The following is a 24,899-nucleotide window of genomic DNA, read 5'->3' as shown; positions in this document are numbered from 1 at the left end:
GAGAGGTGCACCGCGCGCCCAGGAAGTGCCGGAGCATTGAGGTCCGGTCGGCTGACCAACACGCCGACCGGACCGACCCGGTGGAAGCCTCAGTCCAGGCTTTGCCGGGAGTCGAAGGGCTCTCCCAGGACTGCGCCGTCCGAGGTGATCTCGAACTGGCGCAATTGCTGCAGGTGCGCGCTGCCACGGGTCTTCAGCACGGTGAGGGCACGTTTCAGTTCCGAGTCGCCGCGCAGGAATTGCAGCAGGATGACGTTGTCGGACAGGTGGGAGATGCCGTACTCGGAGAGCTTGGTGACGCCGAAGAGTTCGGGGACCTCCTGGGTCATCATGACGCTGATGTTCGCCCTGGCGCAGCGCTGCAGCAGCGAGTAGATGTACTCGCGGAAGCGCAGTTCGTCCCCGCAGGCGGCCCGGAGATCCCCGAGGCTGTCGATCGCCACCCTGCGGGCGCCGGTCCGGGCCAGCGTGTCGAAGAAGTCGTGGACCCACTCGTCCAGGTGCAGGTCGACGGGGCTGCGGTACATCAGCTCGATGTTCGGATCGGTTCGCGTCCAGGAGAATCCGGACATGATCCGTTCCAGTTGAACCGGGTTTTCCTGGAAGGTGGCGATCACCCCTTTCTCGCCCCGTTCGGCGCCCGCGACCACGAAATGCAGTGCCAGCAGGGTTTTCCCGATGCCGGACGGGCCGGCGATCACTGTGGCGGCGCCGCGCCAGTAGCCGTCGATGAGCATGCCGTCGAGTGCGGGGACGCCCGATGACATCCGCTCCTGTTCGCCGCCGTAGGTGCTGGCGTCGACCGGGTCGGCGAGTCGGGGGAAGACGTCGATTCCGTCGGCGGCGAGCCGGTAGGTGTGTTTTCCGGCGTGGTAGCCGCTCCCGCGGAGCTTGCGCACCTGCAGGATCCGCATCTCGCGCTCGGCCGTGCGATCCGTGCTCAAAACGATGATCGCGTCGGCGACCGCGAACTCTGGTGCCTCGGCGGTCTGCTCCTCGTCGTACTCGCCGACCCAGAACGAGGACACCGGCATCGCCGTCAACATGCCCGCCAACTGGTGCAGGAACTTGCGGAACGCTCCGTCGTCCTTTTCGTAGGCACGCAGCGCCTTGAAGCTGTCGATGACCAACAGGCCGGGCCGGCGTTGCCGCAGGAGCTGGCCGATCCGGGCGAGCACACCGGGCAGGCCGTCCTCGTTCAGGACGTGGCCGAGGTCCTCGTAGAACACCCGGTCGCCGAGCGCGGAGTTGTCGAAGTACTCCAGCGACTGGCCGAAGCGCAGCAATTTGTCCAGTGGCTCGGACACGGTCGTCAGGTACAGGGCGGGCTGTTCGCTGGTGGCGTTGTGGAAGACGTACTGCTGGGCCAGGATCGTCTTCCCGGTTCCCGGGCGGCCGCTGAGCAGGGTGATCACGTTGAGCGGCAGCCCGCCGCCGAGGATCGAATCCAGCCGCGACGACCCGCTCGAGAGCCGGTCGCTCATCGAACGGACGCGGTTCGACGCAGGAAGGCGCTGGTGCCCAGCAGGTCCCGAACGGTCGAGACGAACTGCAGGGGCTGCACGGGTTTCTGCAGGAACGCGTCCGCGCCCGCCTCCAGCGCCGCGTCTTCGGAGGCGATGGCGGAGACCGCGAGAATCGGCAGTGCGCTGGTGTCGCGAACGTCGCGGCACAGTGCGAGCCCGGCGCCGCCGGAGATCATCAGGTCGATGACCAGCAGGTCGGGTCGGCTGTCGGCAAGAATGCGGGTGACGTCGTCGCCGTTGAGCACGATGGTGGTGATGTAGCCCTCTGTCCGCAGGAAGTACTCGGCCAATTCGGCGGCGTAGGGGTCACGTTCGGCCAGCAGGATCGCCAGCGGTGCGCCGTCGTCACGTCCGTCCCGGCCGTCACGCGCGCCCGATGTGGGGTCCGCGGCGTCGGCCTTCGCCCGCCGCCGTTCGGCGAGCAATCGGTGCGCATCGGCCGGCTGGAGACCGGACTGGATCTGGTCGCGGACGAAACGGAGCTCATCGACGTGGTCCCGGGTGTACAGCCGCTGCCCGCCCGCGCTGCGCACCGGCACGATCAGCGCGTAGCGGTCCTCCCAGGAACGCAGCGTTTGAGCCGGGACGTCCACCATCTTGGCGACAGCACCGATGCTGTACACACCGGTGCGATCCGCGTCTCCCTCCACGCCGATGATCGTCACCTAGTTGGCCATCAATGTCTAGCTCTTCGAAGCGACTTTCTTGGGCACTTGCTCTACAACTCTTGTCAAGTCTGCGCCAGTAGTTCTACATTTGTTCCGCACCACTCGGGCGAAACGCCCATCCGTCGCGATCACGCCCGCATCGGGTTGGAGGTACTGCATGAGTATCCAACACCCTGATTCGGAGGTCTTCGAAGGCGTGAGCGGCGGAGCGGCGGAGCTGCTGAGCGCACGTGATTGGTCCTCGACACCCCTCGGGCCGGTGTCGGGCTGGTCACCGGTGCTCCGCATGATGGTGCCCACGATGCTGCGCTCGGGTTTCCCGACGGTGATCAACTGGGGGCCCGAAATGGTCGCCCTCTATAACGACGCCTACGTGCCGTTGCTCGGGCGCAAGCACCCGCAGGCGGTCGGGCAGTCCACCAAGGACACCTGGCCGGAGGCCTGGGAGTGGGTGGCGCCGCGCCTGGATCAGGTGTTGCGTGGCGGACGGACGGTCCAGTTCGACAATCAGGCGCAGATCCTGGAACGCAACGGGTACCCCGAGGAGTGCTATTTCACGTTCTCGCAGAGTCCCATCATCGACGTGGACGGCACGATTGGCGGCATTTTCACGGTCGCCACCGAGACGACGGCGACCATCCTGTCCGAGCGCCGGATGAGGATCGTCCGCGAACTCGGTGGGCTCTCCGTCGCAGACATCGTCCCGGCAGCCGACCTGCCTGACGAAAAAGGCTCCTGCAGCATTGCCGCCACCTGCGGAGCCGCTCTGCGGATACTCGAGACGAACCGGGCAAGCCTGCCTTTCACGGTGGCGTTCGTCGGCCCGCGGGACGGCTCGCCCACGGCCCCGGCCACGCCGGTCGCCCACTACGGACTGGTCCCGGAGGCGTTGAGCGGTGCGGACGCACCATGGTTCGCCGAATGGACCGCGGCCGCGGCCAGGGTCATCGGATCGGGCAACCCTGAGGTGATGACCGGTGTGCGCGCAAGGGTTCTGGGTGTCGTGGAACCGGGTCCGCTGGGTCCGTTGACCCCGGACTCGGCGGTGATGATGCCGTTGACGGTCAGCGGCCGCGCCCGCCCGGTCGGTGCGGTGCTGTTCGGGCTCAACCCGTACCGGATCCTGGACGGGGAGTACCAGGCGTTCCTGTCGTTGGTGGTGCGTCAGATCAGGATCGTGCTGACCGACGCGCTGGCCCACGACAGCGAGCGGCATCGGCTCCGCGCGCTGGCTGACCTCGATGCCGCGAAGACCGAGTTCTTCCAGAACGTCAGCCACGAACTCCGTACCCCCCTGACGCTGCTGCTGTCGCCGCTTCGGGACATGCTGCAGTCGGTGGACGGGGATGACCGCGCCGGTGATCACAGCGTCGACCATCACACCGTCGGTCAGCACACCGTCGGTCCGCACAGCGTCGGCCATCACACCGTCGACAGGGATGACCTGCAGGCGGCGGTGCGGGCCGCGGAGCGTCTCACCGTCATGGTGGACGCCCTGCTGGACTTCTCCGACGCCCGGGCCGGTGTGCGGACCGCCGAGCATCGGCCGACAGACCTCACGGTGCCGACCGCCGAGGCGACCAGCATGTTCCGGTCGACCGCGGAACGCGCCGGCCTGCGTTTCGGGGTGTGCCTTCCCGAGCGTCCGGTGGTGGCCGTGGTGGACGCACCGATGTGGGCGACCGTCGTCACGAATCTGGTCTCCAACGCGGTGAAGTACACCCGGGACGGTGCGGTCGATGTGCGGCTGCACACGGCCGGGGCCGACGCGGTGCTCACGGTGACCGATACCGGGGTCGGGATCAGCGCCGAGCAACGGGCGAAGGTCTTCGAGCGGTTCTACCGGGCGTCACCGCAGCAGGGCACCCCTGGTGCCGGGATCGGTCTCGCCCTCGTGGTCGACCTCGTCCGGGCGCTGCACGGCCGGGTCGATCTGCAGAGCGAACCCGGCGCCGGCACCACGGTCACGGTCACCGTCCCGTTGGCGGCCGAACCGGTGTCGATCGCGGACGTGCCGGGATCAGGGTCGCCGTCGGCCGCCCCCGATGCCCCGAGGGTGCTGGTCGTCGAGGACGACGCCGACCTCCGCCGGTACCTGACCCGTTTGTTGACCAGGGACGGGTGGGCGGTGACGGCCGTGGCGGACGCGGAAACGGCGCTGGCCCTTGCCGTCTCGCACACCGACGGGCCGCCCGCGCTCGTCCTGACCGACGTCATGCTGCCGGGCCGGAGCGGACTGCAACTGGTGTCCGATCTGCGGGCGACGCCCGCGACCTGTCGGCTCCCGGTGATCGTGGTGACCGGCCGGGGCGGTCCCGACGCCGCCGAGGAAGGACTCACCGCCGGCGCCGACGACTACATCACCAAGCCCTTCTCGTCACCGGAACTGCTCGCCAGGGTCCGGGCGAACCACGAACTGCACCAACTGCGCGAGGGTGCGATCGGCGACGCCCAGGCGAAGGCGGAACAGATCCGCAGGGGCCTGGACACCAACAGGACCATCGGCACCGCGGTCGGGGTCATCATGGCGACCTACCGGCTCAGCGCCGAGCAGGCGTTCCGGATGCTCACCACGGCCAGCCAGAACACGAACAGCAAACTCCGCGACATCGCCGCCACGGTCAGCGAAACCGGCGCGCTACCGTTCCGTCGCACCGACATCGACGACCTGATCATCCGCATCTCCGCGCGACGCTGATCAGCGCCGGCGCATCCGGTCCATCTGATGGCTGATCTGCGACTCCGTCGGGACGTCGTTGCTGTAGGCGTCCCAGGCGTTGGCGACGATGCCGATGCCCCAGCCCACCACGCAGAAGATCGGCCAGTAGAAGCTGGCATTGCTGGCGAACCAGACCACGGTCAGAAAGACATTGACCATGATGTAGATCAGCAGGTGAATCTTGAAGTCCCGGCGCTTCTTCAATTGCCGGATCGCTTGTTCCCGCAACTCTGCGTCCGATGCGGGCATCCAGTCGACGGTCATGTCGCCACCTCATCTCACACGCGAACGACCTGCGGCACCCGAGGACGACACCCGCTCCCGGGCACCGCATCCAGTGTTCGCCGTGCCATCCGCCGACGCCACGGCCGAAGGTCCTGAAAGTATGCGGTTCCGTTCGGTCGCGACGCGTGGGAAGGTGTCCTGAGCCGCCACCCTGCCTGTGGGAGGAGACGTGTCCGCACCTGTCCGGAGCACTGCGCCGCTCGCGGTGTCGATCCGACTTCTGGGTGAGTTCGCCGTCTCTGCCGGTGATTTCGCTGCGGGCGCCGACGCCTGGCGGCGGCGCGATGCTGCGGCGCTGGTGAAGGTGCTGGCAATGGCGCCGGGTCACCAACTGCACCGCGAGCGCCTGATGGACTCACTGTGGCCCGATCTGGGGCCGCGTGAGGCGGCGCCGCGGTTGCACAAGGCGGCGCATTACGCCCGCGCGGCGGTCGAGCGGCCCGACGCCGTGGTGCTCAAGGGGGAAATGGTGTCGTTGTTTCCCGGGTCCGAGATCCGGGTCGACGCTGCCGATTTCGAGCTGGCGGCGGCGCGGGTGCTGCCGGACGGCGATCCGGGAGCCGCCGCCGCGGTGCTGGACACCTTTCCCGGCGAACCCCTCGCGGCCGATCTCTACGAGCCGTGGGCTGCCGCCACCCGGGAGCGGCTGCTCTTCCTCCGGGCGTCATTGCTGCGGCAGGCGGGGCGGTGGGAGCAACTGCTCGAGATCGACCCCACCGACGAGGAAGCACATCTCGCGCTCATGCGGGCTCACGTCCGGGCGGGTGACCGCGGCGCGGCCCTTCGCCAGTTCGAACGGATGGATACGGTGCTGCGCCGTGAGCTCGGCGTCGGCGCGAGCCCGGCGGCCGCCGAACTCCGCCGCCAGGTCCTCACGACGATGCGCGAACTCGGCCCGCTCAGCGAGGCAGAGGAGGTGCGGATCGAGCAGCAGATCAGGTTCTGCCGAACCGAGGACGATGTCACCCTTGCCTATGCGGTGACCGGGTCGGGATTCCCTCTTGTCCGGGCCGCCCACTGGCTGACCCACCTGGACCACGATTGGCACAGCAGGGTCTGGAAGCACTGGCTGGTCGACCTTTCCCGGCACCATCGGCTGGTCCGGTACGACGAGCGAGGGTGCGGCATGTCGGACTGGGACATCCCGCCGCCGACGTTCGAGGATTGGCTGGCCGATCTCGAGACGGTCGTCGATGCCGCGGGTCTCGAGCGGTTCGACCTGCTCGGCTTTTCCCAGGGTGGTGCGGTCTCCATCGCGTACGCGGTCCGTCATCCCGAACGGGTTCGGCGCATCGTCCTCGGCGGTGCCTTCGAGAAGGGCTGGTTGGTCGGCGACACCGAGGGCGTGCTGTCGCAGATGCACCGGATGTTCGCCCAGTCGGCTCGGATCGGCTGGGGCCGGGACGACCCGTGGTTCCGTCAGCTGTTCACGTCGCGATTCATGCCCAGCGGCAGCAAGGAGCTCTGGCAGGCGTTCAACGACCTGCAGCGCAGAACGACTCGACCGGAAACCGCGGTGCGGGTTTTCGATCTGTGCGGCTCTTTGGATGTCAGTGCGCTGACCCCGTTGGTGTCGGCACCGACGCTGGTCCTGCACGGCCGTGACGATCAGGTCATCCCGTTCAAGACCGGTCGGCGGCTTGCATCGCTGCTGCCCGACAGCCGGTTCGTCCCGCTGGACACCGACAACCACATCCTGCTGTCAGACGAGCCGGCCTGGCCGGTTTTCCTCGCCGAGGTGGAGGACTTCCTGAAGGGGTGAGCTGGTGCCGGATGCTCCCGCTCAGGCCGACATCCGTTCGGCACCGGGCAGGACGTCCCTGCAGAGATGCTCGACCAGCGAACCCGCGTCGTGCCGGACGCCGTCCAGGAAGGTCGAGTTCATCCTGGTCTGCTGCGCCAGGCCGAGCGCGATCAGCCCGGCAGCCGGAGTCCGGCCACCGCGGTGCCGGATCTCCCCGTCGGGGCCGACCACCCCCGGCACCTGCAGCCATGGGTAGGACCGCCGGTAGCCTGTGGCCCACAGCACGGTGTCGATACCGGCGCCTTTCAGGTCGATCCGGCGGGCAGGATTGGCAGCGATCACCGACGAGGGCCGTGGCCGGTGGGCAGCCGCAACCTCCCGGTCGAGTCCGCTGCCGGCGGCGTGCCGGTCGATCCGCTGCAGCAGCCGCTCGAGGCGCCGATCCGCCGCATCGGTGGTGATCGCAAGGTCGTCGGCGACATCGACTGTGCCGCCGTCGATCTCGATGACCCGGCCGGTCAGGCGGACGCCACGGTCGACGAGCGACGGCAGGTCCACGTCGTATCCGGCGGGTCGGCCGACCAGCTGAAGTGAGGGTTCATGGCGCCGTGGACGGTTCGGGTCCAGCGGACGCTGGAGCGTGCCGAGCGAATCCAGCCACCGCATGATGTCCATCCCGCGGTAGGACCGGGGAAGGCGGGTGTGCCGGCCGACGGCCAGCAGCACGTGCCGGCCGGACCGGACGAGCTCGTCCGCCAGCTGGACGCCGGTCGCCGACGCACCCACCACCAGGACACCGTCACCGGCGTCCGACGTGCGGCGGTAGGAGCCGGCGTCGAGTTGACGGAAGTCGGGTGCCAAGCGGCGGGAGTACGCCGGGCGCGCGGCGACGTCGCAGTACCCGGTGGCCACTACGACCGCCGGCGCCGCGAAGGTGCCGGCGTCGGACACGACCCGGTACCCGCCGGTCGCCATGGTCCTGACGGTGCGCACCGCCGCCCCGGTGATGATCGGGGCGCCGAAGGAATCGGCGTACGCCAGCAGGTATCCGGCCACCTGTCCGGCCGCCATGTAGCCGTCCGGGTCCGGCCCGCGGTAGGACCAGCCCGGCAACCGGCTCATCCAGTTCGGGGTGAGCAATCGCAGGGAGTCCCAGCGCTCCGATCGCCAGCGCTCGGCGGGGCCGCCACGCTCGAGGACGACGTGGTCGACCGACCTGGCGGTGAGCAGAGCGCTCACCGCCAGCCCGCTCTGGCCGGCGCCGATCACCACCACCTCGGTGCGTGACATGCCCTTGCCCTTCGACTGTCGATTCGGTCCGCTGTCGGTCCGGTCCGCTGGGGTCAGCTGCCGGCGGATCCGGCCATCTCGATGACGACATCCGTGCCGTTGGCCAGCACGTCGTAGACCGCGGAGCGCCGCCGGGACTGCTCGACGAGCTGCGCGAGGACCTCGGCAGGGGCGTCGCCGTCGATCTGGAACGTGACCCGGATCTGCCGGTAACCGTTCCGCACCTCGTCGGACAGACCCAGGATGCCCAGCAGGTCGATGTCGCCCTCGACGGTGGACCGCACCCGGTACAGGGTGATGCCTCGGGCCGCGGCGATGTTGGCCAGGCCGGAGGTCATGCAGGCGGCGATGGCGTGCAGCAGGAACTCGACCGGCGTCGGGCCGTTGTTGTTGCCGACCAGCACGGCGGGGTGGTCGGCGTCGTAGCGGAACGGCTCGGTCCGGCTGGTGTCCTCCTGGAGGGCGCCGTAGAAGCCCTGAATGGTCGTGCGGTTGTGGGTTCCGTTGACCCATTCGTTGCTCGCCCTGAACTGGAACTGGGCGATGTCCGGCCTTTCCCGGACGGCGTCGAGGGTTGCGAACAGGGTCGGAACATCGACTCCGTTGCGGGGGGCGCGGGTCTGTGTGCTGGTCATGGGAATCTCGCTTTCTGTCTCGGTGGTCCCATCACGACGAGACAAAAGCTACGAGCGCGACCTTCCCCCGGACTTCCCCCGGCTCGCCCGGCGACGGCAGGTTTGCGGAAGGTCACCGGGTTCTGCTGGGTGCCATGTGATGGCGCCTGGCCGTTGCCTGGATCCAGGGAGTTCCCATGTATGTCGAACCGACCACCCTGGCTTTGGCTTCCTGATGAGTTACCGCCCATAACGGGGCGTTATGCGAGTCAGCGGATCGGCGCTGTTCCGGTTGGGCGGTCACCCGGACCGTGTCGTTGGTTGCACTTTGTTCGACCGTGGCCGGCTCGGCGGACTGAGGGCCTGGGTTTGCCCTGGTTCATTGTGGCCGGGGTGGTGGCAGGCCGAGGAGTTGAGCGGTTCGTAGTCGGCTGAGGTGGTCCTCGGTGGGTTGCGTTGGCCGGGTGACGTCGCGGAGCAGCAGTGGGCTGAGCGGGGTTTGGGCACCGCGGTTGGTGACGCGCCGGATCCGGTTGGTGAGGGTCGCTGGGGTGGTGTGGTGCCGGTGGGCGACCTCGGCGATCGGGCCGGCGGGCTCGCCGTGCAGGCCGGCCCAGTCCAGGACGGATTCCGCGCGGCCGGCCTGGGCGGGTCCGTAGGTGCGCCAGGTCAGGTTCGTGACGACGGCGGCCGCGGTCTGACCGGGAACCGGGAAAGCGCTGCGGGCCATGGTGTTCCCGGGGGACCCCGGGTTCATCTCGGCGGTGAGCTCTTGGGTGAGCCGCTGCACCCGTGGGTTGGGGCGGCGCAGGCTGAGCCGCAGGCCGGAGTTGAGGATGGTGTGCAGGCTGCCCGTGTCAATGTCGCGCAGTGATGCGACGTCGACAATGAGCGGGCCGTTCCGGGCGGTCCGGGCCAGGACCGCCAGCACCGCTGCCCGGTTGCCAGGGTGGATCCGGCCGGCCAGCCGCAACCCGTGCCGGGGGAGCGTGCTGACCCGCACGTCGGGGTCGTTGAACACCGCGGTCGATGGCACCCGTCGGTCGTGCAAGGTGCGCGCTTGGCTCAGGACCTCGGCCGGTGCCTGCGGGTGATACAGGCACAACGCGGTGACCGGGTGCTCGCGGACCAACCGGCTCAGGGTCGCCTCGTGCGGGCTGGTCGTGAGCCCGGGCAGCAGGCCTGCGAGTCGGATTCCGGTGTACCCGTCGCCGGCCGCGGCCGTGGCCAGCTGCCGGACCTGGTCGGTCAGCTGTTGCGCCGTCATCGTGTACACCGCGGCGGTGGCCGACCGGTCGGCGATGATCAGCTGGCCGTCCCGCAGTGCGGTGTGCGGGTCGGCGCCGTCTTCCCGCAACCGGGTGAGCAGCGGGCCGGTTTGTCGGTCGGTCACGCCGATGAGGGTGACCCGCTCGGAGCGGGTGAGTCCGGCGGTGATGAACGCGGACGATACTTCCCGGGTGTGCTCCGGTCCGTCCACGACGGCGTAGGAATGCCGCCGAGCCGGCGCACCGACCGGGTCACCGGGCACCACGCTCACCCCCCGGGGAACCAACAAATAGCCCAACGCCTCGTACTGAGCGTAGCGAGGAGTTGCCTAGCAGTGCTCACTTCCAGGTGACGCCCAGCCCCGCGGCAACTCAGTGGTACGTATGGGTTGACCGTGCGAGGTCTTTCATGTGGTGCTGTCGATGGCGAGTGCGGTGGTGGGCAGGGTGCGGTGCACGATGTCGGATGCGGTGGTGTCCACGGTTTGATTGTGGGAGAAGGCATGTGCCCGGAGCGCGGCCAGTGCGTCGTCCATTCGCAGGTCCAGGGCGACGCTGAGCATCCCCATCGCCAACATCACGTTGCCGCGGGCACCGGCTTGCGGGTTGGTCAACCACAGCGGCCCGTCCCAGGGTGGGGCGTTGCGGAAGTTCGGGAATATCGGCTCCGCCGTCAGATAATGAGCGATGTCCCCGGCGACGGCTGCTACGTGGTCGTGGTTGATTCTGGCGAGGTCTCCGGGGTGGTTCACGTATAGGTCCAGTACCCCCACCTTGTGCAGGCCGTCGGGCAAGGGGGAGGACAAGGTTCCGCGGATCGGGGTTCGGGTGACCAGTTGGTCATGGAACAGGGGCCACCGCCGGGCGATCGCCGCGATGGGCGCTATCACGGATTGCCGGGTGTGGTTCGCGGCGAAACAGGGTCCTTCGGCGACGGTGAACTGCAACCGTTCTGCGGTCGCCGCGATGTCGTCGCTGGCACCGATGGGGATCCGCATCGTGGGGGCACTGAACAGGCCCAATCCGGCTCCGGTCACCGGCAGCACCTGTACGCAGGCCTTGGTCAACCGGATCGGTAAACGCGCCGGCCCGGTGTCCACAGAAACGGATGCGGCACGCACCGCGTCCCGGAAACGCTGAACAATGTTCATCCAGCTCCTTCCTTCGCCTCATCGGGTACTACGTCACTGCGAGGGCGGTACCCGGGAAAGGCCTGCTGGCAACATCAACGCTGGGCAATCTTCAGGGTCGAGCAGCGCGGCGGGAATTTGTTGCACAGATGAACGGCCAGCCTCACCTTCCTCCGAGTCGCCAAATCAGGGTGGCGAGCGCCGCCCCGGCGGATGCCGCCGATCACCCGTTGCTACCTTGGCATCGTCGACGGGAACGACATGAAGCTTCGAAAGGTCTTGGCGGCGGCCGGGCTAGCGGTGGCAGTCGCCGCCGCGTATGTCAGGTGGTGTCGTCCGTGGCAGTTGACCTGGGGCGCCACAGCGGCGGAGGTGGCGCGGTCGCTGCCCGGTGACGAACTCGTGCCCCGGCCGACGTTCAAAGCGACCCGGGCGGTCACGATCCGGGCGACACCACCGGAGATCTGGCCCTGGCTCGTCCAGGTGGGTCTGACTAGAGCCGGTTGGTACAGCTACGACCTGCTCGACAACCTCGGCCGGCGTAGCGCCACCCGGATCATCCCGGAACTGCAACACATCGCAGTTGGCGATGTTGTTCCGATGAGCCCGGACGGGAAGCAAGGCATGCGGGTGCTGGACCTGGACCCACCGCATTCGATGATCTGGGGCACCCCGGGCGACACCACCTGGACGTGGCAGTTGGACGCGAACCCCGATGGGTCGACTCGGCTGATCAGCAGGGTGCGGTCGAAGTACCGGTGGTTCTCACCGTCGATCGCATTTTCCCTGCTGCTGGAGTTTGGGGACATCTGGATGATGCGCCGGATGCTGCTCAACCTGCGGGCCAGAACCGAACACCGCGGGTAGCGCAGATCGATCCCATCCTCACCAGGATGGCGTTCGGCCCGGTCAGCTGTTTCTTCAACCGACCGGGCCTGAAGCATCCGGCAAACCCAGGAATCGCAGAACACCCTGCTTCCAGAATGCACGACCGGTCAAGCGCGGACAGCCATGTCACATCGTGGCGCCGCAATTCTGAACCGAGTGAATACAGTCACCATGGTCGACTCTTTTATCGGTGGTGGTCTTGCCCGCTGGTTGCCCACGGGTACAGTGAGGTCACGCGGTCCCTGAGTAGGTCCGAATTACGTTGCGGGCCTTCGCTTTTGCTCCGCTTGCCGTCACAGATCCGGTCAGCGGCCATAGTTTGGTCGTCAAAAGGGGGCGGTATGAGCCTTCCGCGTACGGTGATCGACGATCTCACCGCGCTCAGTGACGCGCTCGATGATCCCGACGTGAACCTGCCAGCGGCCGTCAGCGTCCTGGCCGGACATCTTCGGGTGGCGGTACCGTCTTTCATCGGGTTGACGGTGATGGTGCACGTTGCTGACTGTCCAATCGTCATCAGCGGCGGCGATGTCGGTGAAGCCGCCGCGGTACACGGGTCGCTGCTGTTGTCTCTGACTCCGCTGGGCGCAGCCACCACCACTGGAAGCATTGCGTTTTACAGCGGCATACCTGGTGTGTTCCTCACCTTGGCCGTAGCTCCGTCATTACCTCCGGCAGGTAAGTCGCTGCCGCGGTTCCGACGAGATCATGGCGCAACGGCACGACCCGCAGGACCGAGAATCGCCGCAACGTTGTGGGGATCGACGCTGTTCCAGCGGCAAGCCAAGCAGTATTCCGTATTCCGGTAGTACCCGCTTGGAGTCGGTGGGTGACGCTTTTGGGGTCGTAGAAGATGCCGAGCTTTCAGGGGGAACCGTGACAGTCGGAGCCGACCGTGTCGCGTAAGCGAGTACGGCGACGCCCGCCACCGGTGTCTTGGAACAGGACTCCAACCAGTTGTTGTGTGCTCGCCGACGAGGTCTGGTTCAGGGGCGGCGGCGGCTCAACTTGCTGACCGCAGCTAATCCGTCCGCTGACTCTCAGTTCCTGAACGCGATCGCCGCCGCCGACCGATTCTAACGGGACGAACTGCGGCGGGATGCGTTGCAATCGCAGCATGCGGTACCACCGCGGCGGAGGAGCCGACAACTGACACTGTCGACGCGGCCGATGACATAACCGTCGATCCGGCTAATGGGAAGTTCGCCCGTCACGGGTGACCACTTCGGGGTGTGGGCGTGGTGGGTTCGTGTTTCGCGTAGGACGGCTTCTGAGCGCCATGTCCACGCCCCTGACGATGGGTGTTCAAGGCACGTTTTTCGGTCCCGGCGATGCCGGGCTGGACTTGCCCAATTGACGAGAGGTTGGCGGAGCGTTCGCGATGACCTCGCGGGCGATGTCGGCGAGCTGCCGGTTGTACTTCCGGGCGGTGTCACGGAGCGCGGTGAACGCCTCTTGCATGGTGATGCCGTGGATATGGGCGAGGACGCCCTTGGCTGTTTCGACGACGGCGCGACTGGTGATCGCTGCCTGCAGGGCGGGAAGTACTTCGTCCCGGTCGGCGCGTGTGGTGGATTGGACGATCGCGATGGATGCAACATGGGCAAGGCCCTGCGCCAATGCGAGATCGGTTTCGCCGAGAGCGCCGGGTGTCGTGCCGAAAAGACCGAGAGCGCCTAGGGTATCGCCGCGAAGCAGCATGGGGATGGCGTGTACCGAAGCGAAGCCCTGGTCGGCCGCGGCCGCCGTGAACCGGGGCCACCGCGCTGTCTGGGTGCTCAGGTCGGCGACGTTGACCGCTTCACCGGTGTGGTAACAGTCAAGGCAGGGTCCTTCGTCGCGTTGGAGCATGAACAGCTCGAGATTGCGGGCCTCTTCGGAGGTCGCGGCGAGCAGGTGCAGCACCCCGCCGGCGTCGGCCAGCAGTAGCCCGGCCGCGGCAACGTCGAGCAACCGGGCGCAGTCCTGAGCGAGTTCAGCGGTCAGCTCCAGCACGTCCATGTTCCCGACCACCCGATCGGTCAGGCTGCTGAACGAGTCGATGATGTCCTGTTCGCGGCTCTTGATCATCAAAGCCCACCCCCTGATTCTGGCCAGCCGTCCAAGTCGTGCCAGCCGTCGGTTCCGGTGCCGTCGTCGTCCAACTGAAGCTGCCGCTCGATGATCTGGAACGCGACCTGGCTGACGGTCAGGTCGTGGGCGAAGGCGTGCCCGCGCAACCGCAACATCGCCTCGGCCGGATGGACGCCCAACTGGGCGGTGATCATCCCCACCGCCTGATACACCTCCGACCGGGTCAGCCACCCGATATCGGATCGGGTCGAAGGGGGTGATCCGACTGCCACGGAACGGGTCTCGGCGATCAGGTCGAGCAGCGGCAAGGCGGCCAGCTCCCCGGCAAGAAAAGCGCCACTCTGCGCGGGCCCGGTCAGCCGGCCGGGCCGGGATCGACACAGGTACAACGCCCCCATCGGGACGCCCGCGACGGTGACCGGCATCGCGAAGACCGCCCGGACGCCCCCAGCCGCGGCCGCGGCGGTGAAAGCGGGCCACCGCGCCGAGTCAGCACCCGTGAGGTCCGGGGCCGTGACGAAACTTGCTGTCTCGACCGCCTCCCAACAAGGACCCTTGCCGGCGGAAAATTGCGACCACTCCAACGACGCGGTCACCACACCGCACCGGCTCAGTGAATGACCTGTTGAATCACCGGTCACCAACCACAGTCCGGCGCCCTGCATGCCGAGTAGATCAACGCAGGCCAAGCACAGTTGTTTCGCCACGGCGCGGGCCGTGCCCGACCCGCCGACCGCCGCGGTGAGCCCGTCGCGCACCACATCCCACCCCTCAGCCACCGGTTCAATCTAACGGCCGGCTAACCATTCTGGTCCTTAGGCATGACTTCTTGAGTCGCAGTGAGTTCGTCGACGTCCCGAATCAGCCATTGCCAGTCGCGGGTGACGACCCGGCCACCGCGGTGTCCGGCCGCGCGTCGGGTGTCCTCTCAGCTGTTGGAGTCGCGGGGACCACCGCGCCTACGCCGTGTGAGGGCGCTCAGAATGGGGTATCGCGGTTCGGTGGGTCGGTGCCGACTGTCCGCGGAGAGCCTGTCGTCGCTCCCTGAGCGTTGGTGCCCTTGAGCCGACGTGCTCTCGGATTAAGAGGTTGGGCCGCACGCTCGGCGCGAAGGCCGGCCGTGACTCGTGACGGCAACGAGCCGGTCGTGAATGGCATGTCCGGTCGACCCATGAATATTTGCAGGCGGCGACCGAAGCCGCCCCCAGGCGGAGTAGTAGCGATGACCGATTGACTTCACTGGGCTCAGTGAGGCGACCGGCTTCGCCGACCTGTACGCGCCCACCGAAGCGGTTCTCGCCCTTGAAGGTGGAACGGACAGGCACACATCAACGACCTGCTGCCGCGACTCGGGCAGCACCGGCGCAGCAGGGTGATGGATCGGCGTGCCTCCAGGGCGCCTTGTTTCCCGGCGGTCCCCAACCCGCCACCGCTCCCGGGTCTCCACCGACCCCCTGCGGACCCACCAACGGACCGCAGCTGCGAAGAAACATCGTGGCGGACGCCCGTATCCAGGATGAGGTCACAAGGTGACCGGGCGAATTCTCGCGGGACGGCTCTCCGTAGTGGACCGCTCATCGTCGGCGAAACAGGAAATGAGCCATTGGGCTAAATCAGCAATGCCCGATCGGCTGCCGTCCTTGTCCAAGACCGTGCACTTCGGGAGCTTTCGGTGAATCTGTCCACCGGTTATCCACCAATTGTGCACAACCGTTCGGGCTACCCCGTGCTGGCCGGCGGCGCCGCGACGGACGGACCGTCTACCCGCGGCTCGTTTGCTGCTACCGCGCGATGCCGGTGATAGTCGTTGGTGCTGTCGCTTCGTCCGTGGGCACGGCGCAGTTCGGACCCGTTCGCGTCATTGACAGTGCATCAGCCGCGACCGATACCCTCATCTGATGGACCCGGGAACCAGCAATGCGGCGACACATCGTGTGGTGCAACGGTTATCGGCACTGTTCCCGTCGGTCGATCCTCTCGTCGTGACCGGGGTGGTTTCTGATAGCTACCGGCAGTACGTGGATCATCCCAATCCGAATTTTGTGCCCGTGCTGGTCGAGGAAACCTCGCGGGACCGGCTCAGAGGACACCTCGAAGCCTGCTCGATACGCGGAGGGTCGCGGCTCTAGCAGCCCCAGGGCTCGGTCAACGCGGGTTGGCAATGAAGCACTGAACGTGTTGCCGTGCGCGTCGTGCGGTGCCGGGCACCCCTTGCAGACCTGCGGTTCCACGAACCCCGGACGGTCAAGCGGCCCGGCTCTGAGCGTGTGGCGCACCGCAAGCCGGGCTGATCCGGGTCGTCGCCGCGCAATGGCGATCCCCGCTGGTGCGTCGTTGGGGCCGTTCGGCGCCGGGCTGGTTGCAGGCTGCGGAGCAATCTCGTCCGGGAGCTGGTCGAATCGGCCATGCCGACCGTGCTGATTCGGCTTCTGGACAACGGGTTGGTCACCCTGCGGTAATGGCCGGATCATCACGTTCCGGTTCGTGAGCGCAACCGCAGCAGATCGAATACGCCGTGAGCGGTGAGTCCGTCGGTGACCATCGATGCGCCCTTGGCCTGCCCAACCTGGGCAGTAAGACCAGTTGGCGCGCAACATCCCAAGTTCGGCCGGCAAGTCGGCGTGGCTGGGTCCGTCCGCGTGGGCGCCGAGACGCCGCACGAATCCTTGGCTGGAAACATCCGCTGGCGACCGGCCGGTCGGCGATGTTCGTGCGGCAACCCACCCGACTTTCTCACCGGGCGGGTTCGTGCTTCACTTCTCGTCATGGGCGTATCGGACAAGAACCACGGTCAACTATCCGACTCACGCCTTCCCGGACCAGACGCGGACCTCGAGCATCGCGAGGCCGCCGTCGAGGCCCGGGAAACTGCCGTCGAGGCGTGGGAGGACGCCCATGGCCAGCGGATGGAGGCGGCCAAGGACATCAGCGAGGCAGCCGACGAGCGTGACGCGGTGTCCAACGCGCGTGACACCGCGGCCAAGAAGCGGGAGAACGATTCCGACCGCGCCGAGATGCTGAACCCTGAAGGGGAATATGGCACCCACTGGGCGGAGCGGCGAAACGCCAACCTTGACCGCCATCACGCGCAGGACGACCGCGCGGCATCACACGACGATCGGGTCGCCTTGACCGAGGGCGGCGTCGAGCCCGATAGGTACTCAACTTAAGCCGCCGCCTGCAGCCTGCCTATCGCCGCGATGATCGCTCTCTGGTCGCCGTAATGCGCTATGTGACCCACGCCCGGCTGCATCGCCAGGTCGCTGTGCGAGAGTTCGGTATGCAGGCGGCGCGCCTGGCCATTCGGGAAAACAACCTTGTCGCTGTCGCCGGCAATGACTGCGATGGGTAGGGTCAGTTCGGCGTAGCGTTGTGACAGCCGGCGTGCGGCCGGCACCATCAGGCCGCCCTCGGCGGCGCTGGCGCGCCGTTGCGAAGGGCGCAACGTCATCCACGTCGGCAGCCGCTTGAAACGCTCGGACGTCGGCGCCGGGCTGAACATGCCCTTGACGATCAGCGGCCACGCCATGCGGCCTTGCAGCGGCGCTACCGTGTATCGCAAGACATGGCCCAGCACCGGGGTGGCCTGGATTGCGGCGAGCGGCGCGTCGATGCGCGCGGTCGGGTAGTAATAACCTGAAATGAGTCCGATGCCGCGCACGTATTCGGGATAATCGAGTGCCATCGCCAAGGCCACCATTGTGCCCCATGAATGGCCGACGACGAGCGGACGCTCGATGTTCAAAGCGTGCAGCGCCTTGTGAATCAGTTTGGCCTGCTCCTCCGGCGTCCAGGTGGTTGAGGTCGGCCGGTCGCTGTAGCCGAATCCAGGGCGGTCGAAGGCGATGACGTGGTAATCCTCGGCGGCCCGGTCCAATAGCCCGCACAGTTCAAAATCTTCGGCGTAAAAGGCGTTGCCGTGCAACAGCACCAACTCCGGTCCCTCGCCGGGTGGGTTGGGGGCTTAGGTTTGAGACCGGACTAGCGGGAGGCGGCTCCGGCGGCTGTTGGTCCACCGCCCGGCCCTGGGAGGGTTTCACCGGTCCCTGGGGCACTGCGAAGCTCCCGACAGTCCGGCCCCGGTGGCCGCCAACGTCTTCGCGAAGGTTCCGGCGATCGATTTGGCCCAGCCGCTGGCCCGGTACCTCGACGATGTGCAGAAGTCGGTCGACCGTGCCGGTGAAGAACCCGGTGCCGGCGCCAAGGTCTGCGCCAGCGCCCACTTGGCGGTGAAACGCAATCGACGCCGGTCCCGGCAGCAACTGGGCTGCCGGCACCGGCGTCGTGGGAAAAGCGTTGAGGGTTACTCGCTGTCGGCGCTGACGAGCCGCTCGATGAGGTCCTCGATGTTGCCCGTCTTGGGCAGGCCACGCTGGGCCAGCTTGTCAGACAGTTCGGCCTTGCTCAGACCTTCGTAGGCTTCCCGGGCCTGCTCGCGGGCCTTGCGGGCTTCTTCCCGTTCGACGCGCTTGGCTTCGCGGGCCTTCGCCTTCTCTGCTTCTTCGGCTTCTTCGGCCTGCTGCTGGGCTCTGCGGGCTTCTTCCCGTTCGACGCGCTTGGCTTCGCGGGCCTTCGCCTTCTCTGCTTCTTCGGCTTCTTCGGCTTGCTCGCGCCGGGCCTGCTCGACCTGCTCCTTGGCTGCCCGCTCGGCCTGCTCGGCCTGCCGGGTGGTCAGGTCCGCGACCGTGTCGGCCTGCTCGTTCACGACGGTGCCGATCTGCTGGGCCTGCTCACGGACCGAACCAGAAAAGTTGCTGACCAGTTCGACCCACTGGGTGGCCAGCTCCCGGTTGACGTCGACCGCCTTCTGCAGAAACTCGAAGTACCGGGTGACCGGCTGGGTGAGATCGACCGCGGGCAACTGGGCCACGTCGAACTGATCGGTGAAGCGCTGCGTCACGTTCTTGAACACGTCGACGGACTTCTCCGTTGCCTGCCGGGCCTGACCGGCGGCGGCGGTGTAGGAATCGGTGCTGATGGTCATTAAACTCCTTATGCGGACACCGGATACTCTGTGTCATCTCGGGTGAGGTGCGGTGCGGGCGAACGGATGTCGGTGAAAGGGTGATCCCGCCGGCGCAACCGTTCACGGTTGGGCCGGCGGGATGAATGAAGCTGGGTCAGTTGCTGTAGTTCTCGCGGCTACCGGACTTAGCCAGGCCACGGGCGACCATGTAGCCGATGCTCAGGAAGGTGATGTACTGGATTGCATCCAGGGCACCGAACGGGTCGATGCCGGTGTTCTCGTCCTGGCCGACCATGACGGCGGTGATCACGACGGCGGCGACGGCCGCGAGGAACACGAAGAACTCGGTGGTCTTGGTCGAGGCCTTGGTCTCGGTGCTCAACCGCTGGGCGGTGCTGTTGCCGGCGCGGTAGCTGGTATCGGTGGTGTCGGTGCTGGTCATGAGAGTTGGTACTCCTGGGTGTGTTGGGTGCGCGGCCGATCGGCCACGCGCGGCGCGGCATCCGGGGTCGGTGCCGCTGTCGGCAGACAAAGATGCTGTGGCACCTGTAGGTCTACGTTGTAGATTCTAGCTGCGGGCACCCGCCCGGAGGAAACCCGAACCGCCCGATGCTGCGCAGGTCACAGTGCGGCACCATCAATTCTCGTCAGGGGGGTCCTATGCGGACATCGCGCAGCGACCGACCGCCCCCGCCGACCGGGTCCGGTGGTACTTCAGGCACCCGCCGTCGGCCGCTGAGCCGGGAAGTGATCTTCGCCGCCGCACTGGCGGTGGTCGACCGCGACGGTTTGGACGCTCTGACAATGCGCCGGCTGGGCAAGGAGTTGGACCGGGACCCGATGTCGCTGTACCGGCATGCCATCGACCGGACCGCGCTGCTGGACGGGGTCGCCGAGTTCGTCCTCGACCAGTTGGTGATCCCCACCGGCGGCAAGGACTGGCAGGCCGACCTGCGGCACACCGCGGACAACTTCCGGCGCCTGTGCCTGGCCCACCCCCACGTGGTGCCGCTGCTGGTGACCAGGCCCCCCGCGACGCCACTGGGACTGCGCCCGCTGGGCACTTTGCGTCCGCTGGAACAGGTTTTGGCGATCCTCATCGACGCGGGATTCCCCTCGGTCACCGCGCTGCGCCTGTACCGGGCCTATTTCGCCCTGCTGTACGGGTATGTCCTGAACGAGCTGCAGGAAACGGTCACCGATCTCGAAGAATCCAAAGACCTCCTCCGCCTCGGGCTCCGCCGGCTCCCACCCACCGACTTCACCCATATCCGAAGCCTGGAAAACGAACTCGGCAACTACGACGGCGCCACCGAACTCGAGCACGGCCTGAACCTGCTACTCGCCGGCATCAACCACGGGTGCTGACCACGGTGCTATTCGCTGAGTCTGTGGACACCTACATGGACAGAAGCGGCTTACTTAGTCGGCAACGCTGTGACCCGCCTAGGTCTCTGAGGTCCCCAGTGCCAAGGTTTGCCCGCCGCAGGCGTTGTCGCCGGGGACGGTGCGGGCGTACGCGGGGGACTGGGCACTGTTCACCGACTGGTGCCAGGTGACGGGGGAGCGGGAGATGCCGGCGGACCCCGACGCCGTGCTGTCATTCCTCACCGACTGCCCCGCCGCGCCCGCCACACTGCGGCGGCGGGTCGCCGGCATCGATTACCACCACCTGGCTGCCGGTCACCCGCGGCCGGGAGAGACCCCGGTCGTTCGGGCCGCGCTGAGCCGCCCCGCCCTGAAAGAGGAGGACGTACAGGGACCGTCGGAGGGGGCTGCCGCCGCGCTGCGCGGCCTGCCGTCGCACGGGTGGACCCGGGGGATGTTCGGCCGGCGGGACCGCTGCCTGCTTGTCCTCTCCCAACTGGCGCGGGTGCCGTACAAGCACCTGGCCACGGTGACCGCCGGCCACATCATCGTGACCGGCGGGACCGCGACCATTTCTGCGAAAGCCGGGACCTGGACACTTCTCCCGGGCGATGACGCCCTGCTGTGTGGGTCGTGCGCCATAGTCCGGTGGCTGCGGGTGCTGGACCTGGTGGTAACCAGGCCGGGCAAACGGCACCTCTCCGAGGCGTTGAAGAAGGCGAAGGCGGTGACCGGTCGGTCGCCGCACCTGTGCCGCTCCAGACGCCAAATCGACCAAGCGACAACGTTTGTGCCGTTGCTGCCGCCGATCGACCAATGGGGCCACCTCCCGTTCCCGGTGCAGCGGCTCACCCCGCACTCACTGTCCCGCCGGACCCGGGACCTCCTCGACGGTGATTTGGGGGCGCACCGCGACCTGCCCGTCAACACCGACGACGAACGGGGAGCACCGCCGCAGGCAACACCACCGGTGGTCGCGCGGACGGTCTTCGCGCGAAGGCTGCGTCGCCACCGGGCGACAGCGGGAGGAGCCAGGCGAAAGGAGGTCGATCGACCGGTGGTGATGCCCAGCTGCGGAACTGGTCCTGTGGCGTGTCCTGTCCCGCTAAGTACTGCGACATCAGCAGCGAGAAATCCGCCTGCGACGGATGTGCTCGTCTGTCTTGGATGGCGTCACCCGTCGAGTCCTGAGGAGAGAAAAGTAATGGCAGTTCGGTGGTACAGCACGGTGATGGACTGTCGTGACCTCAGGGCGCAGGGCAATCGGTGGGCTGACGTCCTTGGTTGGAAGAAGGCCTACGAATCCGATGACGAAGTCGTCCTCGTCCCGCAACACGCCACACTGGAATTGATCCGGTCGACACCGTGGGAGCAGGTGTCACCAGGATTGGTCTTCGTCCGGGTCGCGGACGGCAAGACCGTCAAGAATCGGCTGCATCTCGACCTCGCGCCGCATACCACAGACGACCGGGATACCGAGATGCAGCGACTGCTCGACCTGGGGGCGACCCGGGCGGACGTCGGTCAGGGTCCCGAGATCTCCTGGACTGTGCTGGCGGACCCCGAAGGCAACGAATTCTGCGTACTTTCCGCCCGGGACTCCTGAGCCGGGGTCGACCGGCAGGCGTGTGCGGGTCACCCACAACAGGAACCAGCGCCGTGCGCGGACGCCAGCGCGCCGATCACCGCGGCCGGTAGCGCACCATTCAGCGATGCGCGCGGGCGGCCTGCGGCGACAACGTGCAGGCGGCAGACACTGCGGACACGTGTCCTCGCCGGAGTCGGTGAATGCGGTTCGGCAACCCGAGGTGGTGCGGGGCCACCGCGGCCGTGCGGGTTCACCGGAGTGTTGGGTGATAGACCCTCAGGATCGACCAAGGATTCGTCCGCGAGCTCGGCGTCAGCGCCGACGACCTGGCCATCGTGACCTCGATCGTCGGCCTCGCCCGGTCCTTCGGGCTACAACTAATCGCCGAAGGCGTCGAAACCACGCTGGCCGCAGACGCCCTGCTCGACCTCGGCTGCACCCGGGCACAGGGATTCCTGTTCGCCAAACCTCTCACTGCCCAGGACGCGGCATGGGCACTCGAACACGAAACGCCGAACTATCGGCCACCCGAACCCGAACCGCACTCGTTGCCCGCCAATGAGTGAGTAAGTGCCGCAGTCTGTTCCAGACGGCGCAGAAGGTGACCACCAGAGCGATCCGGGCCGCCCCGCGATCTTCCGGGCGAGGGTCAGGCGGTGCAGGTGAGTGATCCTGGCGGCCGTGTGGTGAGGGTACGTCCTCGACGTACATGGTGAACCCCTTACACCCCCTTACACCGCCTGCTTCCAGCCTGAACCCCGTACTCCGACGCTGAGCCGGCGGTCGCCTCCCCCCAAGCACCCCAGAGTCAGGGCGTGGCTCGCCGGAAACTTTGTGCGACAGGTACTTGATCCCGGCCGCCCGGCCCTGGAGGAGGGTGCTCCGCAAGATTCAACCGGCGAGCTGTCCGCCGCGGCACGATCCGTTCCTCTCACCGACCCAGGACCCATCTCCCGGGCATGTCGTGAACACCAACCGTGGATCGGACCGAAGAGCAATGGGTCCCGAGAGCCCTGGCCTTACGGAGCACCTGTCAGGAGGTTCACCCCAGGGTGGGCGCGATCCCAGCCCGACGAGGGTCGCGGGGAACCGGAATGGCGGCGGGTCTGCCCATGCGGCGTGGGGTCGAGGCGCGGGATATGAACGCCGCCGGCGCATCGAAGCGCGCGTCGTAGCGTCCGGGCAGCACACACCGCCGTTCGGGGGGTGTGCCGCTATTCGTGGTGTCCAGCCCCGAACTCGTCCTCGACACGTCAATATTCGGCACGACGAACAACAACCGTTGCCGTGATTCCATCGATGACACAGCGTGCGAACCATTTGTGATTCGGTCCGTTGAGAACCCGGTTGGCAGATCAGATCCCCACAAACTGCCCGACACTTCGAAAGGAATGCGTTGTCACCCCCGGTATATCGGATACCAGAAATTGTGACGCTCGGTAAGAGACTCATTCGCTTTAGTAACTGAGAGCTTGCGAGCATCATCGTTCAGTTACCGCCCTGAATACCCCGAACGGGTTGCCGCCCGGCCAGTGCACTGAACATTTCATCTTGGTGCGTTTCATCGCTATAGTTTGCGATAGGTCCATCTGAAGCCGGCAAGGCACCCGTCAACAGGCACCGAAAGCCGCGCAGTGGGCAGGTTTGCGTGGGCTGAACGCGGTGGATCGACCGGCTGAAGTGGAGAGCACAACCACCGCGGACGGCTGAGACGGGTCGTCTGTAACGCATTCGAAATGTTCTTGCAAGACCCGGAGATTTATCAGCCTATATTTGCATTACCGGCCATCTCGAGATGCCAATTCCTTTCGCGTCACTTCCACGTGGCCTCATAAGGTCGCCATGGCCAACACCGTTGCGAAACCGCCAGCGGTGGGTGGTCGTCCCACAGCCCAATGCATCCGGCGCCTTTTGACTTCAGTTCCCAAAGGAATCACCAACATGCATCAACACGACGACACCACGACCGCGGCGGCCGCCCGGGCATTACTCACCGGGATCTGCCTGATCGCCAACAACGGCCCGGTGACCTCCGTGATGATCTACGACAATCGACCCAACGCTGCGCGGGGTCTGTCGGAGATGCTGCGACCGCTGCCCCTCCTGGTCGACATTTCCGTGGTGCGAGATGGTTTTGCGCTGGTCGATGCATACGCGGCCAGACCAGCCGACCTGGTGCTGATCGGCGTGGACGGGGGCAACACTGACGGGGCCGAGGCCACCGACCTGCTGTTGGGCATGAACCCGTCAGCGGTGGTCGTCATCGTCGGCTCGATTCGCGACGTCAAGCATCTCGCGGCCGCGTACGTTCGGGGTGCGCGAGGACTCCTACTCTTGGAAGCCGACCAGGAACCCAGCCCCGACAATCACCACGACGGCCCGCTCGTGTGGTGACTGCCGAAACCGGCACATCAACCAGCGCCTCACCAAGTCCTGGTCTTGCACGCCCCGACGCCAGTTGGTTCCGCCGATCACGTGTTGGCGTTGCAGGGTTGACACCCCTGATGGGGCGTTCCGGGGTGGACAACGCGTTGTCGTACTGACTTGTTCAGCTTCTCGGGCTCATCCCGCGGCCCATGTGAGCGACGCTGCCGCCCGTCGGAACGGTTTTCCCGCCGGTCCGGCGCTTCCCCGCCCCCTGTACCGGGGGTCGCACCCCCGGTGCGGGGGCCACACCGTAGGACACGTCCGAAACCGCACCGACCAGGTCGACGAAACACCGGAAAGAGGTTCGAGCGTCATGAGCACGTCGTTGGGGTTATCGCAAGCAGC

General features: G+C 66.9%; 22 protein-coding genes. 10 read left to right on the top strand and 12 right to left on the bottom strand.

Annotation, left to right across the window (positions count from 1 at the left end):
• Positions 1 to 89: 89 nt before the first annotated feature.
• Both ACVBEQ_RS02455 and ACVBEQ_RS02450 read right to left on the bottom strand, forming a co-directional pair.
• Positions 90 to 1,484 (bottom strand): DUF7125 family protein, encoded by a 1,395-nt coding sequence (locus tag ACVBEQ_RS02455; protein ID WP_447151844.1) that lies wholly within the window; start codon positions 1,482 to 1,484, stop codon positions 90 to 92.
• Entirely contained in the window at positions 1,481 to 2,191 is a 711-nt protein-coding gene (locus tag ACVBEQ_RS02450; RefSeq protein ID WP_447151843.1) for a MerR family transcriptional regulator, read from the bottom strand. Before ACVBEQ_RS02450 ends, ACVBEQ_RS02455 begins: the two co-directional genes overlap by 4 nt.
• 160 nt (positions 2,192 to 2,351) lie before the next feature.
• Between ACVBEQ_RS02450 and ACVBEQ_RS02445 the strand changes: the two genes are divergently transcribed.
• The gene (locus tag ACVBEQ_RS02445) at positions 2,352 to 4,892 is read left to right on the top strand and encodes an ATP-binding protein (RefSeq protein WP_447151842.1); all 2,541 of its coding nucleotides are present in this window, start codon (positions 2,352 to 2,354) and stop codon (positions 4,890 to 4,892) included.
• Here the strand turns inward: ACVBEQ_RS02445 and ACVBEQ_RS02440 are convergent, their stop codons facing one another.
• Positions 4,893 to 5,177, bottom strand: coding sequence for a 2TM domain-containing protein (locus ACVBEQ_RS02440; RefSeq protein ID WP_447151841.1), 285 nt, complete (start codon positions 5,175 to 5,177; stop codon positions 4,893 to 4,895). It abuts the gene before it with no gap.
• A gap of 190 nt (positions 5,178 to 5,367) precedes the next feature.
• Between ACVBEQ_RS02440 and ACVBEQ_RS02435 the strand changes: the two genes are divergently transcribed.
• Entirely contained in the window at positions 5,368 to 6,960 is a 1,593-nt protein-coding gene (locus ACVBEQ_RS02435; protein WP_447151840.1) for a bifunctional AfsR/SARP family transcriptional regulator/alpha/beta hydrolase, read from the top strand.
• 21 nt (positions 6,961 to 6,981) lie between these two features.
• On the opposite strand, the gene ACVBEQ_RS02430 is transcribed toward ACVBEQ_RS02435, so the two are convergent.
• From ACVBEQ_RS02430 to ACVBEQ_RS02415, 4 genes are all read right to left on the bottom strand, one after another.
• Complete coding sequence (locus ACVBEQ_RS02430) at positions 6,982 to 8,232, bottom strand: NAD(P)-binding domain-containing protein (protein WP_447151839.1); 1,251 nt, start codon at positions 8,230 to 8,232, stop codon at positions 6,982 to 6,984.
• A gap of 53 nt (positions 8,233 to 8,285) precedes the next feature.
• Positions 8,286 to 8,867 carry an OsmC family protein gene (locus ACVBEQ_RS02425; protein ID WP_447151838.1) on the bottom strand — a complete coding sequence of 194 codons (582 nt, stop codon included), beginning with the start codon at positions 8,865 to 8,867 and terminating at the stop codon, positions 8,286 to 8,288.
• 358 nt (positions 8,868 to 9,225) lie between these two features.
• Positions 9,226 to 10,377, bottom strand: coding sequence for an MEDS domain-containing protein (locus ACVBEQ_RS02420; RefSeq protein WP_447151837.1), 1,152 nt, complete (start codon positions 10,375 to 10,377; stop codon positions 9,226 to 9,228).
• A gap of 144 nt (positions 10,378 to 10,521) precedes the next feature.
• On the bottom strand, positions 10,522 to 11,265 hold the full coding sequence (locus ACVBEQ_RS02415) for an ANTAR domain-containing protein (RefSeq protein WP_447151836.1): 744 nt from the start codon (positions 11,263 to 11,265) through the stop codon (positions 10,522 to 10,524).
• A gap of 240 nt (positions 11,266 to 11,505) precedes the next feature.
• On the opposite strand from ACVBEQ_RS02415, the gene ACVBEQ_RS02410 reads away from it, so the two are divergent.
• A complete protein-coding gene (locus ACVBEQ_RS02410; RefSeq protein WP_447151835.1) occupies positions 11,506 to 12,111 on the top strand; it encodes a hypothetical protein in 606 nt (201 codons plus the stop codon).
• A 380-nt stretch (positions 12,112 to 12,491) separates the two neighbouring features.
• Positions 12,492 to 12,941 (top strand): hypothetical protein, encoded by a 450-nt coding sequence (locus ACVBEQ_RS02405; protein WP_447151834.1) that lies wholly within the window; start codon positions 12,492 to 12,494, stop codon positions 12,939 to 12,941.
• Positions 12,942 to 13,437: 496 nt separating this feature from the next.
• Here the strand turns inward: ACVBEQ_RS02405 and ACVBEQ_RS02400 are convergent, their stop codons facing one another.
• A complete protein-coding gene (locus tag ACVBEQ_RS02400; protein WP_447151833.1) occupies positions 13,438 to 14,202 on the bottom strand; it encodes a GAF and ANTAR domain-containing protein in 765 nt (254 codons plus the stop codon).
• Positions 14,202 to 14,984 carry an ANTAR domain-containing protein gene (locus ACVBEQ_RS02395; protein ID WP_447151832.1) on the bottom strand — a complete coding sequence of 261 codons (783 nt, stop codon included), beginning with the start codon at positions 14,982 to 14,984 and terminating at the stop codon, positions 14,202 to 14,204. Before ACVBEQ_RS02395 ends, ACVBEQ_RS02400 begins: the two co-directional genes overlap by 1 nt.
• Positions 14,985 to 16,103: 1,119 nt before the next feature.
• On the opposite strand from ACVBEQ_RS02395, the gene ACVBEQ_RS02390 reads away from it, so the two are divergent.
• Together ACVBEQ_RS02390 and ACVBEQ_RS02385 are read left to right on the top strand one after the other, a co-directional pair.
• Positions 16,104 to 16,334 carry a three-helix bundle dimerization domain-containing protein gene (locus tag ACVBEQ_RS02390; RefSeq protein WP_447151831.1) on the top strand — a complete coding sequence of 77 codons (231 nt, stop codon included), beginning with the start codon at positions 16,104 to 16,106 and terminating at the stop codon, positions 16,332 to 16,334.
• 510 nt (positions 16,335 to 16,844) lie between these two features.
• A complete protein-coding gene (locus tag ACVBEQ_RS02385; RefSeq protein ID WP_447151830.1) occupies positions 16,845 to 17,375 on the top strand; it encodes a hypothetical protein in 531 nt (176 codons plus the stop codon).
• Here the strand turns inward: ACVBEQ_RS02385 and ACVBEQ_RS02380 are convergent.
• The 3 genes from ACVBEQ_RS02380 to ACVBEQ_RS02370 form a co-directional block, all read right to left on the bottom strand.
• Positions 17,372 to 18,136, bottom strand: a complete 765-nt coding sequence (locus tag ACVBEQ_RS02380) for an alpha/beta fold hydrolase (protein WP_447152159.1) — start codon at positions 18,134 to 18,136, stop codon at positions 17,372 to 17,374. The genes ACVBEQ_RS02385 and ACVBEQ_RS02380 overlap by 4 nt on opposite strands.
• Positions 18,137 to 18,508: 372 nt before the next feature.
• Positions 18,509 to 19,189, bottom strand: a complete 681-nt coding sequence (locus ACVBEQ_RS02375) for an SAP domain-containing protein (RefSeq protein ID WP_447151829.1) — start codon at positions 19,187 to 19,189, stop codon at positions 18,509 to 18,511.
• 136 nt (positions 19,190 to 19,325) lie between these two features.
• Entirely contained in the window at positions 19,326 to 19,613 is a 288-nt protein-coding gene (locus tag ACVBEQ_RS02370; protein WP_447151828.1) for a hypothetical protein, read from the bottom strand.
• 218 nt (positions 19,614 to 19,831) lie between these two features.
• On the opposite strand from ACVBEQ_RS02370, the gene ACVBEQ_RS02365 reads away from it, so the two are divergent.
• From ACVBEQ_RS02365 to ACVBEQ_RS02350, 4 genes are all read left to right on the top strand, one after another.
• Positions 19,832 to 20,539: a TetR/AcrR family transcriptional regulator C-terminal domain-containing protein gene (locus tag ACVBEQ_RS02365; protein ID WP_447151827.1), complete on the top strand. Its 708-nt coding sequence runs from the start codon at positions 19,832 to 19,834 to the stop codon at positions 20,537 to 20,539.
• A gap of 139 nt (positions 20,540 to 20,678) precedes the next feature.
• The gene (locus ACVBEQ_RS02360) at positions 20,679 to 22,145 is read left to right on the top strand and encodes a VOC family protein (protein WP_447151826.1); all 1,467 of its coding nucleotides are present in this window, start codon (positions 20,679 to 20,681) and stop codon (positions 22,143 to 22,145) included.
• A gap of 263 nt (positions 22,146 to 22,408) precedes the next feature.
• The gene (locus tag ACVBEQ_RS02355; protein ID WP_447152158.1) at positions 22,409 to 22,693 is read left to right on the top strand and encodes an EAL domain-containing protein; all 285 of its coding nucleotides are present in this window, start codon (positions 22,409 to 22,411) and stop codon (positions 22,691 to 22,693) included.
• Between the two features lie 1,375 nt (positions 22,694 to 24,068).
• The gene (locus tag ACVBEQ_RS02350) at positions 24,069 to 24,521 is read left to right on the top strand and encodes an ANTAR domain-containing protein (RefSeq protein ID WP_447151825.1); all 453 of its coding nucleotides are present in this window, start codon (positions 24,069 to 24,071) and stop codon (positions 24,519 to 24,521) included.
• Positions 24,522 to 24,899: the final 378 nt, after the last annotated feature.

This window comes from Nakamurella sp. GG22, from assembly GCF_052976845.2.
The sequence above is the reverse complement of the archived record's forward strand: the minus strand, read 5'-3'. Positions and strand labels throughout refer to the sequence as shown.

Excerpts from the sequence above, each read along its gene's own strand:
- ACVBEQ_RS02455 (WP_447151844.1), bottom strand. The coding sequence starts at position 1,484 with ATGAGCGACCGGCTCTCGAGCGGGTCGTCGCGGCTGGATTCGATCCTC.
- ACVBEQ_RS02445 (WP_447151842.1), top strand. The coding sequence starts at position 2,352 with ATGAGTATCCAACACCCTGATTCGGAGGTCTTCGAAGGCGTGAGCGGC.
- ACVBEQ_RS02440 (WP_447151841.1), bottom strand. The coding sequence starts at position 5,177 with ATGACCGTCGACTGGATGCCCGCATCGGACGCAGAGTTGCGGGAACAA.
- ACVBEQ_RS02430 (WP_447151839.1), bottom strand. The coding sequence starts at position 8,232 with ATGTCACGCACCGAGGTGGTGGTGATCGGCGCCGGCCAGAGCGGGCTG.
- ACVBEQ_RS02425 (WP_447151838.1), bottom strand. The coding sequence starts at position 8,867 with ATGACCAGCACACAGACCCGCGCCCCCCGCAACGGAGTCGATGTTCCG.
- ACVBEQ_RS02415 (WP_447151836.1), bottom strand. The coding sequence starts at position 11,265 with ATGAACATTGTTCAGCGTTTCCGGGACGCGGTGCGTGCCGCATCCGTT.
- ACVBEQ_RS02410 (WP_447151835.1), top strand. The coding sequence starts at position 11,506 with ATGAAGCTTCGAAAGGTCTTGGCGGCGGCCGGGCTAGCGGTGGCAGTC.
- ACVBEQ_RS02400 (WP_447151833.1), bottom strand. The coding sequence starts at position 14,202 with ATGATCAAGAGCCGCGAACAGGACATCATCGACTCGTTCAGCAGCCTG.
- ACVBEQ_RS02390 (WP_447151831.1), top strand. The coding sequence starts at position 16,104 with ATGGACCCGGGAACCAGCAATGCGGCGACACATCGTGTGGTGCAACGG.
- ACVBEQ_RS02375 (WP_447151829.1), bottom strand. The coding sequence starts at position 19,189 with ATGACCATCAGCACCGATTCCTACACCGCCGCCGCCGGTCAGGCCCGG.
- ACVBEQ_RS02370 (WP_447151828.1), bottom strand. The coding sequence starts at position 19,613 with ATGACCAGCACCGACACCACCGATACCAGCTACCGCGCCGGCAACAGC.
- ACVBEQ_RS02365 (WP_447151827.1), top strand. The coding sequence starts at position 19,832 with ATGCGGACATCGCGCAGCGACCGACCGCCCCCGCCGACCGGGTCCGGT.
- ACVBEQ_RS02350 (WP_447151825.1), top strand. The coding sequence starts at position 24,069 with ATGCATCAACACGACGACACCACGACCGCGGCGGCCGCCCGGGCATTA.